The organism is Luteimonas endophytica (genome assembly GCF_029887875.1).
In the GTDB taxonomy this organism is placed as follows: Bacteria; Pseudomonadota; Gammaproteobacteria; order Xanthomonadales; family Xanthomonadaceae; genus Luteimonas; species Luteimonas endophytica.
In genome coordinates this window covers 215,530-228,460 of record NZ_JARXRM010000043.1, presented here as the reverse complement: position 1 = coordinate 228,460, position 12,931 = coordinate 215,530, and the positions used below count along the sequence as shown (strand labels likewise).

The following is a 12,931-nucleotide window of genomic DNA, read 5'->3' as shown; positions in this document are numbered from 1 at the left end:
CGCCCCACCCTAGAAGGGCAAGCAGACGAGCCAACCGGACAACTGACTGTTTACAGGACTTGCGCTGTGCTGCCCCAAATCCGGCGCGCTGCGCCAGCCCACGCAGCGGTCCAGCTCGCTGGCTGGCCGCCATTCGCCAAAGCTAGGCGCGGGCATCGTTCGCCCACCGTAGACTCCGAGCCAAAGGACAGGGACAACGAGGGGCTATGCAGATTCGAAACACCACTCCCGCGAGCTGCTTTGGGCTGGCCGGGTGCGACGAGAATGCAGGCACGGCTGCGCTGGGCTGGTGCCTATCTCATGTGCCAGCCCTGCGGCGCGAGGTTCTGCAGGCCCTGGGATGCAACCCCGCGTTGGATGTAGTGGTAGCAAGTCAGGTGTTTGCGGAAGACCGGGGGTTCACCGACTTGGAGTTGACCTCGGGCACGACGCTCCATGCCATATTCGAGGCCAAGCTCGGCTGGCTGGTGCCCACACTAGGCCAGCTGGAGCGCTACGTGCCGCGTTTGCTGAAATCCCCCACCCAAGCCAAGGCACTGGTCTCCGTCAGCGCGGCCGATCAGCAGTGGGCGCGGCGCCACCTGCCTACCGATTTGGCCGGTGTGCCGGTGGCTCACTTTTCCTGGTCGGACCTACAGGCTATGGCCCACCGGGCACTCGACAATACCCGCAGCCCCGTCGACCGGACTTGGCTCACCCAGCTGTCTTATCATCTTCAGGAATACGTTATGACTTCAAACGTGTTCGATTCGCGAGCCTACGTTGTCTCGCTTGCCCGCTCGCGCGTCCAGCCGTCCGACCCGCTGACCTGGATCGACGTCGTGGTGAAGCAAGGGAAATACTTCCACCCGGTGGGCGGAAGTGGGCGGAGCGGATGGCCAGTGATCCCACCCTCCTACATCGGCTTTCGCTACTTGTCCGAGTTCCGCAGCGTCCATTTCATCGAACATGTGGATGTTACGGACCACCTGCAGAACGTCGACCCCCGGTGGCCCACGACTAACTCGCCACACTTCGTCTACACCCTGGGGCCTGCCATGGTCCCCGCATTACCGCTGGGGTTGGGGACCATCTATCCGAATATGCGCAATTGGGTTGCACTGGACCTGCTGCTCAGCGGGATAGCCAAGGACTACAAAGATGCTATTGACCGCATGCGAAAGCGCGTTCAGCAGCAGGGCGGCTAACAACTAGACGTTGGCAGGCACCCAATCAACATCGCGCCTCGCGGCGCTATGGTCGTCTGGCTAAGCGAAGGAAAGTTGGCAATCACCTGCATTGCTGGAGATATAGCGTCGTGCTATATGCCAGTTATGAACAGCAACCCGATTCTCGATCACGCGAAACAAGTCCAAGCGCTTCAAGTCCGACTGGCCGAATTGGCCATGCAAGTGCCGATGCCTCCCGAAGCAGCTCCGGATCGTCATCACATCGGCTATCAGGAGTTCGGTCTCGCCTTCCACCACGCGCTGTCTATTGTGTCGCTGGTGAACCACCACGAGACAGAACTGGCCGCCAGCGCTTTCGCACTGGTGCGACCCATGTATGAAACCCTGCAGCGCGGCTGGTGGTTCACCTTGTGCGCCAGCGATGCACAGGCGGCGCGATTGATAGACGATGACGCCTTTGTTGGCGGGTCGCTCACTCAGGTCGCCGCCGCTATCGATGTCCAACCGCCTTTCCAGAACACCGAATTTTTCTCTCGCTTCGCGCAAGAAGAATGGAATCTATATCATTCCTTCACTCACGGCGGCCGCGCGGCTTTAGCGGTGTATGGCCACAGGCCGAACTTGGACCCCGACTTTGATCCTGGCACGATCGTTGCCCTGCTCGACAACGCTGCACGCATGTCAGCGGTCGCCGCGTTGGGCATGTGTTGGGTGTGCGGTCACTACGAGCCCGCCCGGGTCGATCCCATCTACCGGCAGGTCGTAGCCATTGCCCCCGATCTCGATCTGGCTAGGCCCAGCCCTCCTGCCGCCGGCACGTAGTCTAGGGCTGCTGCTCACTCGTCCTCTATGTTTAAGACCAGGATGCGGCAGAACAAGACTGGCACGGCTAGAGTCAGACCTTTTCATACAGCGCTGCGTCCAGCAGCGCAGCCCGACGGTTCCAAATCGCGGCTTCTTCTTCATTGGAAGGCCTGATCGATCGATGCCACTCCGTGCCCCACACCACGGCGAGCAGATCGAGATAGTCTTTCGGTGTGCGGATCACCCGCCCACCAAGCAGGGTGGTCAACTGTGGCCCGCTGCCGTTGTTGACCGAAACGAACAGGTCTGGTCGCTTGACGGCGAGGAGCCTCGTCGCGACCCCAAGTTTCACGCCCTTGAGCGATGTTAGGTGCTCAAGAATGTTAGTCACGAGAGCGGGCTGAACTCGCCCATTGAGGGGGAGCCGATCCAATGCAACTCCTATCTTCTCTGGGGATTGATAAACGATCTGCTTGGCGTAACGCGCTGCCCCCATAGCGCCGATTAGCCCACTGGATTGGCTACCGATCCCAATTAGCATGCTGCGTTGATTGCGGGTCAGCTCGGCGAACGGTTTTCGTTCCCGGAAGATTTCTCTGGCTCGATCCAGCTCAACGAAGTATGAAGGGTAATCTCCTCGGACATTCAACCTGACCCCTGACGAAAGCGATCGTCTCTCCTGCGCTTCGATCACTGCGACGTAGGTTTGCCAGGGCATGTCGAGACTTGTCATGGAAACGAGTTCCAGCCTCGCTTGCGGAACGATGATTGTGCGGTGGCGTGCGGCCCGCCAAGCCACTGTGTAGTCATCGAGCCAACGCTTATCAAGAACCTTGCCGCGGTCATACTGTTGATCTATCAGGTGGCGCAGCTGCTGAAATTGCTCATCCGATCTTCGCCCATCGAGCTGCACGCACACTTCAGTGTTCTTTGTGAACGCTGCCGTCGTGAAGTTGGCCGAGCCAACGATCGCTCGAGCCTCATCTCGGCGCACTCCAAGGATCACCTTCGGATGGAATGTTCCTATCGAACCGATGATCAAACGCAGACGATCAGGCTTCTCGTTCAACTTGCTTAGCACCCACGGCTCTGTCTGAGCGAACTGGGTGCCAATAACTGCCCGCTGCACCTTGTCCAGATCTAGTGCACGCCAGTGATCCGCCCTGCCCTCCTGGGAGCTCGCCCAAGCAAACGCCATCCAGATCTCTTCGGACCAGTCGACTAGATCCTCCAGTGCGGCGAGGAGGATCTGAGGAGCAACAATGATGCGCGTTATCAAATGACTGCTCCTAGTCTGGCCCGACTTTAAGGCCGCACCGGCGGCGCGTTCTTCTCAGACACCTCTCCGGTATCATGTTCCATGATGTCGCGTTGCAAGGCAGCAGCCGTGGTCTGCACTATTTCACCGCAGATTGCCTCGAACACCTCTTGGTATCCCCGTCGAAGATCTACTGAGCTCCAGGCCCGCAACAAAGCTTCGTCCAACCGCAGGAAGACCACAGCGTCTGCGTCCAAGGTATCAAGCACTGCCTCGGCGCTTCCCAGATCCATAAGATGTCCAACCAGCCTGCTGTCTTCCATGACCCAGGGTGCGTCCAAGGCCAAATCGCTGAAGCTCCTGAACTCGGTAGCGAAGGCGACCAAGCTCTCCCGCCATGCGTCCAGATCAGCCTTTCGGTAACGTGTGTGGCGGTTGGTGGCCCCAAGTCCAGAGATGTCCGGGTTCTTCTCTCGCTTGGGCCCTACCCCAGCATCGATCGCCCGCTTGAGGGTCCGCGTGCTCCGACCCGTGTAGATGGCCGCCTCGGAAGCGGTGAATGCGGTGTCCGGCGGGCGCTGGGCCAAACGAACTCTGACCTCGTCCAATTGTTCGTTCGTTAAACGCATCCGGCCTCGCCTTTTTCTTTGCTCCACAAGCGTTCTCGTTTGACAGCTTCTCATTCTGAGCTAGGTTGAGCCGCCGAGCACGTGGATTGCTTCATGCTAGATCGAGACCCCATCAACTGTCGGGCCGACGCGCATCGCATCTGGCTGACCGCTTACCTATGTGCATTGCAGACTATGGGGCCTGAGTGTGCAGAGGCTAGAGCTCATGACGCTGTCGAAAGATACTCTAGAGTGTGGCACTCGTTCCTTTCACCGCCTACGATTGGCCGCAACGCGATCATGGAGATCATCTCGGACTTTGAGGCGGATCTCGCCAGACCTGATCCTTCCGATAGACGTCAAACGGGCCGTCGTGGTCGCGGCCGATTGGGGGCAGCCCCACCCTCGACGTCCACGTTTGCATCCGGGTCGGCACGCAAGTGAGTATCTTTACTAATCCTGCGAGCGTTTTCGTGCAGAGCGCCCTGCCTCCTGGATGAATCAACAATCGCTGCGAATTCCCGCTTTACACGCCCCTGATCCGTGGACATTTCCGCCTCTTGGCGCGGAAAGAATATGTTTTCGAGTTGCGATGTATCAGTGATGTGTTGAAAAAACTCTCCTTCAGCCGACATCACGACAGCATTTATTCTCTCGCTCACCTTTCCCTGGCTGGCGAAGAGCGCCTGGAGATACTGCTTGAACTCGTCCAACTCTAGGCCCAAGTGAGACCAGAACATCTCACCACCAGGCGCGGTCCGCACCAAGGCGGCCCTCTGCTCGCCCACAAGAGTCAACTCCGTCATTGGAGCGAAAAAGACGTTTGCCGTTGAGAGATCGCCAGCAAATTGTCCGTCTGCAACTAGGCCCAGTTGATAAGCATTGACGATGGCATTGCTTGCCGCTTGAGTCCGACGAAGGTTCCCAAGCTTTTCCCGAATTGTTGCTAGCAAATACGGATCCACAGTAATGTTGCCCCGCCGCGGCCTTCCCTGCGTTGTCGGCGACCAATAGATGAAATGGTGGCAGCGGAGCGACTGGTGCAAAGTGCGGGGCAGATGTGGAGGCATCTTTGCGGTGCCATAGAGAAGCATGGCCTTTCTGGCTGAGCGAAAGGCGAGCTTTGATTTCCTACTCCCCCTCTTCTTATTCCACTCTTCTTTGATTTTGAAGCGATCCGCCTTGATCTCGAAGAAAAACAACCGGCCTTTTATACGTAGCGCGGCATCTGCGCCACTTCTCTCCAGCCCCCCGGAAATTGGAAGGTATGGTTCGGGGAAGGCTGCAGGAAGCCGAAGCTTCCACTGCATATCTCGCAGCGCAATAACGATTGACGCCTCCCATAGACGCGCATATCGATCCTTGATCGGTTTCATGACTGCTCCAGTAGCTTCCTAGACAGGCAGTGCAGCCACCGCAACATACGGCGCTGACCGAAGCATAGCGCTCTCCACTCTCGTCAACTCCTCCAATAGTCTGTCTTCATCCACCCTGGAATACCGCCCCGTCACATCACGCAGATCGCGATGGTTGAGCAGCCTCTTCACCACTGCGTATGACGTCATCTCTTCGGCCACAGTCGCAAAGGTGCGCCTCAGGTCGTGAGTGCGCAACTCCTGGATCCCGCCATTCTTCTTGAGCCCTTCTAGGATTGCCTTGCTGTCCAGGTAATGTCCTTGGGTCGCCTTGCTGCTGCGTGCAGGGAACACCCAAGGCGAAGCGGCCTCCTGCGAAGCCTCCTCCCGTAGCACCAGGATCCGTCTGGCTGCCGGTGCGAGTGGCAGGGTGTGGGTAGTCCCATTCTTGGTATCGAAGAACGAGACCCAACCCGCCTCCAGATCCACCCAGGAGCACACGCTCGCTTCCTCCTTCGTGATCCGATGGCGCCACCGCAGGGGAGCAGCCTCGCCTCTGCGGGTGCCCCACAGCAGCGTCAAAAACAGGTAGTCACACGCCGTGCGGTGGTTGGGGACCTTCCGCTTTTCCCATAGTGCCTCCAAGAAGCGCCCCAGCGACCCATCACGTAGCTGTAGCGGGTTCCGGGCGCCCGTGGCCTCGTAGTGTTCCTCCAGCTGCTTCTTGGTTCGATAGCGCCCCTCATCGCGCAGAACCTGGAACGGGTTGGTTTGTAGCGATGGCGCGCGTCCGGCGTTGGCAGCGATCCGGCGCTCCCGGGTCATGCAGTAGTCAACCGCCCTACTCGCCCAGCGGAAGGTCAGTTCGGCGGTCGTGATGGTGGGACGCTCATAGGCCTTCGTGTCCGGGTTGGCTCTCTTGGTGCCCGTCACCAGGGCCCGTTTGCCGCGGGCGAGCGTGTCGAACGCTTCCAGGATCCGCTTCTCGGTGACCAGGTCGCCGACCTTCTGGTTTGCCAGGTCGACTCCCGGCCTACCCAACCGCCGGAGCGCCTGCTCGAGGCCGCGCAAGCTGCTGTCCTTGGCCGGCTGAGCACGCTCGACTAGGTGCTTGCGATACAGGGCTATGCACTCAGCGACCGTCATGCTGGCAACGTGGATTTCGCCCTTGGAGACCTCGCGTGCTTCGGCAGGCGTGCGGCCGGTGTTCCGCATCGCTTCCAGGGCTGCCTTGGCGTCCTCCCTGGCCTTAGCCAGCGGGATGTCCCTGCAGTTGCCGATCGTGGCCTTCATGACCCGGGCACCGACCCGCCGCTGAAGGATGTAGCTCATGCTGGTGCGATTGACCGCCACCCCGAAGCCAACCGGGGCGTCTCGGTGGGCGTCGAAGACGACATAGCGCTTCTGTTCGGCATTCGGGGCAAACTTGACGATCTTGCCCGTAGCTCCGATCACTGGGATGCGGGCAATCGAGAGCTGCTCCTTGACCATGGTGGCAGTGAGGGCCACCCTCCGGGACTGCTTTCCTTCCATGTGTAGCTCCGCGATTAAGACGCTAAACCGGAATCTACCGTAACGCGGACCACTGGAGCTACGTGGACGTGTCTCTACTTGGCTTCACCTGTCCATACTTGTCCGCACTCCACAGAACGCGAAGTTCATAAATCATTGAATCAGATGCAGAAAAGCCAGAAGCCCAGCTCGGACAAAGGCCAAGTTGAGCATACGCCCCTAATGAAGCAGTTCTTCGCCGCCAAGGCGGAGCACCCGGACGTGCTGCTGTTCTTCCGCATGGGCGACTTCTACGAGCTGTTCTACGACGACGCGCGCAGGGCGGCGCGGCTGCTCGACATCGTCCTGACCCAGCGCGGCGCCTCCGGCGGCGCGCCGATCCCGATGGCCGGGGTGCCGCACCACGCCGCCGAGGGCTACCTGGCGCGGCTGGTGGCGCTGGGCGAGTCGGTGGCGATCTGCGAGCAGATCGGCGACCCCGCCGCCAGCAAGGGCCTGGTCGAGCGCAAGGTGGTGCGCATCGTCACCCCCGGCACGGTGACCGACGAGGCCCTGCTGGACGAGCGCCGCGACACCCTGCTGCTGGCGCTGGCGCGTTCGAAGCAGGGCTATGGCCTGGCCTGGGCGGACCTGGCTGGGGGGCGCTTCCTGGTCAACGAGGTGAGCAACGACGACCAGCTGGAGGCCGAGCTCTCGCGGCTGGAGCCGGCCGAGCTTCTGCTTCCCGACGAAGAGGGCTGGCCCGCCTTCCTGGCCGCGCGCAGCGGCCTGCGCCGCCGTGCGCCTTGGCTGTTCGACGCCGACACCGGCCGCCGCCAGCTGCTGCAGTTCTTCGGCCTGCACGACCTGTCCGGCTTCGGCCTGGAGGGCCGGCCGCTGGCGGTCGCCGCCGCTGCCGCCCTGCTCGGCTACGTCGAGGAAACCCAGAAGCAGCGCCTGCCGCACCTGACCTCGGTCGCGGTGGAGACCAGCGACGGCGCGATCGCGATGAACGCCGCCACCCGCCGCCACCTGGAACTCGACACCCGGGTCGACGGCGACACCCGCAACACCCTGCTCGGGGTGCTCGACAGCACCATCACTCCGATGGGCGGACGCCTGCTGCGACGCTGGCTGCACCGCCCGCTGCGCGACCGCAAGGTGCTGGGCGAACGGCACCATGCGGTCGCCACCTTCGTCGACCGCGGCGCCGACACCGGACTGCGCGAACACTTCCGAGGCATCGGCGATCTCGAGCGGATCCTTTCGCGCATCGCGCTGCGCTCGGCGCGGCCGCGCGACCTGTCGACCCTGCGCGACGGCCTGGCGATGCTGCCGGAGCTGCGCGCGCTGCTGGCGCCGCTGGATTCGCCCCGGCTGCAGGCCCTGGCGGACAGCCTGGGCGAGCACGCCGCCGAGGCGCATCTGCTGGCCACCGCGCTGGTGGAGCAGCCGCCGGTGCTGGCGCGCGACGGCGGCGTATTCGCAGACGGCCACGATGCGGAGCTAGACGAACTGCGCGCGCTGAGCGCCAACGCGGACGGGTTCCTGGTGTCCCTCGAGGCGCGCGAGCGCGAGGCCAGCGGCATTCCCACTCTCAAACTCGGCTACAACCGCGTCCACGGGTACTACATCGAGATCAGCAAGGTCCACGCGGGCAAGGCGCCCGAGCGCTACACGCGGCGCCAGACGCTGGCCAACGCCGAGCGCTACATCACCGCCGAACTCAAGGAATTCGAGGACAAGGTGCTCTCGGCCCGCGAGCGCGCGCTGGCCCGCGAGCGGCTGCTCTACGAACAGCTGCTCGATGCGCTGGGCGCGCGCCTGGAACCGCTGCGGCGCTGTGCCGCGGCGCTCAGCGAGCTCGACGTGCTGGCCGCGTTCGCCGAGCGCGCGCAGGCGCTGGACTGGTCGCGGCCGGAGCTGTCGGCCGACCCCGGCCTGCGCATCGAGCGCGGCCGCCACCCGGTGGTGGAGGCGGTGCGCGACGAGCCGTTCGAGCCGAACGACCTGGTGCTGGACTGCGCCCCCGACCACGTCGGTCGCCGCATGCTGGTCATCACCGGTCCGAACATGGGCGGCAAGAGCACCTACATGCGCCAGAACGCGCTGATCGTGCTGCTTGCGCACATCGGCAGCTTCGTGCCCGCGGCGCGCGCGGCGATCGGGCCGATCGACCGCATCCTGACCCGCATAGGCGCCGGCGACGACCTGGCCAAGGGCCAGTCGACCTTCATGGTCGAGATGGCCGAGACCAGTTACATCCTTCACCACGCCACCGAGCAGTCACTGGTGCTGATGGACGAGATCGGCCGCGGCACGTCGACCTACGACGGGCTGGCGCTGGCCGAGGCCTGCGCCCGCCACCTGGCGCAGGCCAACCGCAGCTACACCCTGTTCGCCACCCATTATTTCGAGCTGACCGCGCTGGCCGCGCCCGGCAGCGGCATCGCCAACGTGCACCTGGACGCGGTGGAACACCGCGACCAGGCAGGCGCCGAGACGCTGGTGTTCATGCACGCGGTCAAGGACGGCCCCGCCGACCGCAGCTTCGGGCTGCAGGTGGCGGCGCTGGCCGGGCTGCCGAAGGCGGTGGTGGCCGACGCCCGCGGCCGCCTCGCAGAACTGGAGCAGCGCGGCCGCGAAACCCAGGCCGCGGCGATGCGCCCGCAGGCGCTGGACGCACCGCAGCAGATCGGCCTGTTCGCGCCGGCCTCGGCGGCGCTGGACGCGCTGGCCGGCATCGATCCCGACGAGTTGACGCCGAAGCAGGCGCTCGAGGCGCTGTACCGCCTCAAGGCCCTGGCCTGAGCCGGCGCGACCTCGTCTAGACTTGCCCGCGGGCATCGCGGGGAAAGTCCATGGAATTTCTGCTCTTCGCCGTCGGCGTGGGCGCGGGGGCGTTGGCCACGTTCGCGTGGCTCCGGCGCCCCCGTGCAGCGGATGGCGGCACGCGCCCGGGCATGGCGACGCCCGGCCCCGATCCGTCGGCGACGCCTCCGGAGGCGTCCCAGGCACCCGCCGAGGCCGAGGATCGGGTGCAGGCCCTCAAACGCGCGATCGAAGCCGACGACGAAGCGATCCAGCGGCCCGCCGACCTGCAGCAGCTGGAGCCGTTCAACGCGGGTGTCGCCCTGCTGGCCGGCGCAGGCTTCAGCGCCGGACGCGTGCTCGAATGCCTCGCCGGTCCGGGTTACGTGCTGCCGTCGATGGCCGGCGCCGCGCTGCGCCAGCGCGACGATATCGACCCGCGCGCCGTCGCCGCATCGATCCCGCAGCTGGGCGCCTATGCCCTGCATTTCGTACTCGACTACCTTCAGACGCTGGCCGACGCCTCGACGCTGCCCGAGGTCGCGATGGCCGCGCGCGAGTGGTGGTGGGACTACGGCGGGATCCGCGACGATCTTCGCCGCTACCTGCGCCGTGCGGCCGCGTTGCCGGCGGGCGGCGCCGCGCCCTCCGTGCCCTCGGATGCGGAAGAGCCGCGGCTCGAGGAGATCAAGACCACGCTCGAGCGCTTCCGCGAGCCGGTGCTGCAGCCATCGATCGACGCGGTCACCGCCGCGCTGGCCGCGCACCGCGAGCGCCGCGTCCTCGGCGGTATCGGCCGGCTGGGTGCGCGTGCGCCGGCGGCGCCCCGCTTCGAGCACGATGCGCTGCGCGAAGCGATCGACGAGCTGCATGCGCGCTTCAGCGAGCCGGCTCCCCGCCCGCAGCTGCTCGCCGGCGAGCCGGGGGTCGGCAAGTCCGTCCTGCTGGATCTGCTGTGCACGCGTCTGCAACAGGACGGCTGGCTGGTGTTCGAGGCGTCCGCGGCCGACGTGCTGGCAGGGCAGAAATACATTGGAGAGCTCGAGGGGCGGCTGCGCGGCATGCTCGAGGTGCTGCAGCGCCCGCGCGCGCTGTGGCGGGTGCCCGACTTCTTCGATCTGCTGCACAAGGGCAGCCACGCCAACGATCCGCGCGGAATCCTCGACCTGCTGCTTCCCGCGATCGAGCGCGGCGAACTGCTGCTGGCCGGCGAGATCACGCCCCGGCAGCAGGCGCAGCTGCTGCTCTCGCGGCCGGCGGTGGCGAGGCTGTTCGACGTTCACCCGCTGGCCCCGGCCAGCGAGGCGGCGCTGGCCGACATCGCCGGGCAGTGGGCGCGGTCCGCGCGGGCGCTCTGCGGGCAGGACGCGATCGATGCCGGCGCGCTGGCCGAGGCGCTGCGCATCGCCGCGCAGTATTTCCCGGACCAGCACGAACCCGGGCGCAGCCTGCGCCTGCTCGACGACGCGCTCGCACTGGCGCGCCAGCAGGAACCACCGGCGCTGCCGATCGACGGCAACACGCTGCTGCTCGCGGTCGGCCAGCGCAGCGGCATGCCGATGGAGGTGATCGACCAGCGCCAGCGGCTCTCGCTCGACGGCCTGCGCGAGTTCTTCCGCAGGCGCGTGGTCGGCCAGGACGAGGCCGTCGAATGCCTCGTGGACCGCATCGCCATGCTCAAGGCCGGCCTCACCGACAGCCGCCGCCCGATCGGGGTGTTCCTGTTCGCCGGCCCCACCGGCACCGGCAAGACCGAGCTGGCCAAGGCGCTGGGCGAGCTCCTGTTCGGCAGCGACGAGCGGCTGCTCAGGCTGGACATGAGCGAGTTCCAGGCGCCCGACTCGGCCCACCGCCTGACCGCCGGCGGCCGCGGCGAACAGGGCGGCGCGCGCTCGCTGGTTTCGCGAATCCGCGAGCAGCCGTTCTCGGTGGTGCTGCTGGACGAGTTCGAGAAGGCGCACCCGAACGTCTGGGACCTGTTCCTGCAGGTGTTCGACGATGGGCGCCTGGGCGACCAGCACGGCAACACCGCCGATTTCCGCCACAGCATCATCATCCTCACCAGCAACGTCGGCTCCACCATCGCCCGCGGCGCCGGGCCCGGCTTCACCGCCAGCACCGGCGGTTACTCGCGCAGCGCAGTGGAGAAGGCGCTCTACGAAACATTCCGCCGCGAGTTCCTCAACCGGCTCGACCGGGTAGTCCTGTTCCGCCCTCTCGACCGCGCGGCGATGCGCGGCATTCTGCACAAGGAACTCGCGCGCGCCCTGGAGCGCCGCGGCCTGCGCAGCCGCGACTGGGCGGTGGAATGGGAGCCGTCCGCGATCGAGTTCCTGCTCGACCGCGGCTTCACCCCGGATCTCGGCGCGCGGCCGCTGCGCCGCGCGATCGAGGATCACCTGCTGGCACCGCTGGCGCGCAGCATCGTCGAGCACCGCGCTCCGGAGGGCGGGCAGTTCCTGTTCGTGCGCGGCGCCGGCGACCGGCTGGACGTGGAGTTCATCGATCCCGACGCCTCCGCCGCCCAGGCACCGCCGCCCGCTCCGGCGGCGGACCTGCGCACGCTGGTGGACGCGGCCCAGGACGCGCCGCTGCCTGCCGCCGCCCTGGAACCGCACGTCGAGGCGCTGGCGGCCCGCCTCTCGGCGGAGCCGTGGGCCGCCGCCCGCGAAGCGGACTTCGCAGCGATGAACGATGCCGGTTTCTGGGCCGATCCGGGCCGGTTCGGGGTGCTCGACCGGATCGAGCGGCGCGACCGCATCGAAACCGCCCTCGCCGGCGCGGCGCGCATGCTCGAGCGGCTGCGCCGTGGCGCCGAAGGCACGCTTCCGGCGCGGCTGGCGCAGCTGCTGTTCCTGCTGGAGTTCGCAGTCGAGGACCTCGAGCAGGGGCGCCCGCAGGATGCCGAACTCGCCTTGGGTGCGAGCGACGCGGAGCTCGCGCGCCGGGCCCCGACAATCCGCCGGTGGTGGCAGCGCCTGCTGGGCATGTACCTGGGCTGGGGGGAGCGGCGCGGCATGCAGATCGAGGTCGTCGAGCAGGATGCGCAGCGCTGCCGTGCGCGGCTTGCGGTCTCCGGGTTCGCTGCCTACCGGCTACTCGCGGCGGAGGCCGGCCTGCACGTGCTGGAGATCGACGACGAGCGCGGCGGCACCGAGCGTCTGGCGGTGCAGGTGACGGTGACGCCGGCCAGCCCCGGTGGTGCGGATGGGGCGCCGGAGGATCCACTGGCGGCCGCCCCGCCGCCGATCTGCCGCCGCTACCGGGGCGAACCCGCGCCGCTGGTCCGGGACAACAGGCGCGGCTGGCGCAGCGGCCGGCTCGATCGCGTGCTGGCGGGCGATTTCGACATCATGCGCTAGGGGCCGGTGATCGCGTCGTAGACCCGGATCGATAGCCTCCAACTATTCTCTCTTTCGCTTAATTCGATTTCAT

At 65.5% G+C, this 12,931-nt stretch carries 8 protein-coding genes; 4 read left to right on the top strand and 4 right to left on the bottom strand.

Annotation, left to right across the window (positions count from 1 at the left end; translation table 11 throughout):
* Positions 1 to 206 precede the first annotated feature (206 nt).
* Both QFW77_RS14545 and QFW77_RS14540 read left to right on the top strand, forming a co-directional pair.
* On the top strand, positions 207 to 1,187 hold the full coding sequence (locus QFW77_RS14545; RefSeq protein ID WP_280575493.1) for a hypothetical protein: 981 nt from the start codon (positions 207 to 209) through the stop codon (positions 1,185 to 1,187).
* A 126-nt stretch (positions 1,188 to 1,313) separates the two neighbouring features.
* Positions 1,314 to 1,991 (top strand): DUF6988 family protein, encoded by a 678-nt coding sequence (locus tag QFW77_RS14540; RefSeq protein WP_280575492.1) that lies wholly within the window; start codon positions 1,314 to 1,316, stop codon positions 1,989 to 1,991.
* Between the two features lie 73 nt (positions 1,992 to 2,064).
* On the opposite strand, the gene QFW77_RS14535 is transcribed toward QFW77_RS14540, so the two are convergent.
* From QFW77_RS14535 to QFW77_RS14520, 4 genes are all read right to left on the bottom strand, one after another.
* Entirely contained in the window at positions 2,065 to 3,252 is a 1,188-nt protein-coding gene (locus tag QFW77_RS14535; protein WP_280575491.1) for a phospholipase D-like domain-containing protein, read from the bottom strand.
* 26 nt (positions 3,253 to 3,278) lie between these two features.
* Entirely contained in the window at positions 3,279 to 3,839 is a 561-nt protein-coding gene (locus tag QFW77_RS14530; RefSeq protein ID WP_280575490.1) for a helix-turn-helix transcriptional regulator, read from the bottom strand.
* Between the two features lie 359 nt (positions 3,840 to 4,198).
* Positions 4,199 to 5,215, bottom strand: coding sequence for a hypothetical protein (locus QFW77_RS14525; RefSeq protein WP_280575489.1), 1,017 nt, complete (start codon positions 5,213 to 5,215; stop codon positions 4,199 to 4,201).
* Positions 5,216 to 5,233: 18 nt separating this feature from the next.
* On the bottom strand, positions 5,234 to 6,727 hold the full coding sequence (locus QFW77_RS14520) for a site-specific integrase (protein WP_280575488.1): 1,494 nt from the start codon (positions 6,725 to 6,727) through the stop codon (positions 5,234 to 5,236).
* A gap of 144 nt (positions 6,728 to 6,871) precedes the next feature.
* Between QFW77_RS14520 and mutS the strand changes: the two genes are divergently transcribed.
* Positions 6,872 to 9,496 (top strand): DNA mismatch repair protein MutS, encoded by a 2,625-nt coding sequence (gene mutS / locus QFW77_RS14515; protein ID WP_280575486.1) that lies wholly within the window; start codon positions 6,872 to 6,874, stop codon positions 9,494 to 9,496.
* A 50-nt stretch (positions 9,497 to 9,546) separates the two neighbouring features.
* Entirely contained in the window at positions 9,547 to 12,858 is a 3,312-nt protein-coding gene (locus tag QFW77_RS14510) for an AAA family ATPase (protein WP_280575484.1), read from the top strand.
* The last annotated feature ends 73 nt before the right edge of the window (positions 12,859 to 12,931 follow it).

Coding starts and splice junctions, on each gene's coding strand:
- QFW77_RS14545 (WP_280575493.1), top strand. CDS start 207: ATGCAGATTCGAAACACCACTCCCGCGAGCTGCTTTGGGCTGGCCGGG.
- QFW77_RS14540 (WP_280575492.1), top strand. CDS start 1,314: ATGAACAGCAACCCGATTCTCGATCACGCGAAACAAGTCCAAGCGCTT.
- QFW77_RS14525 (WP_280575489.1), bottom strand. CDS start 5,215: ATGAAACCGATCAAGGATCGATATGCGCGTCTATGGGAGGCGTCAATC.
- QFW77_RS14520 (WP_280575488.1), bottom strand. CDS start 6,727: ATGGAAGGAAAGCAGTCCCGGAGGGTGGCCCTCACTGCCACCATGGTC.
- mutS (WP_280575486.1), top strand. CDS start 6,872: ATGCAGAAAAGCCAGAAGCCCAGCTCGGACAAAGGCCAAGTTGAGCAT.
- QFW77_RS14510 (WP_280575484.1), top strand. CDS start 9,547: ATGGAATTTCTGCTCTTCGCCGTCGGCGTGGGCGCGGGGGCGTTGGCC.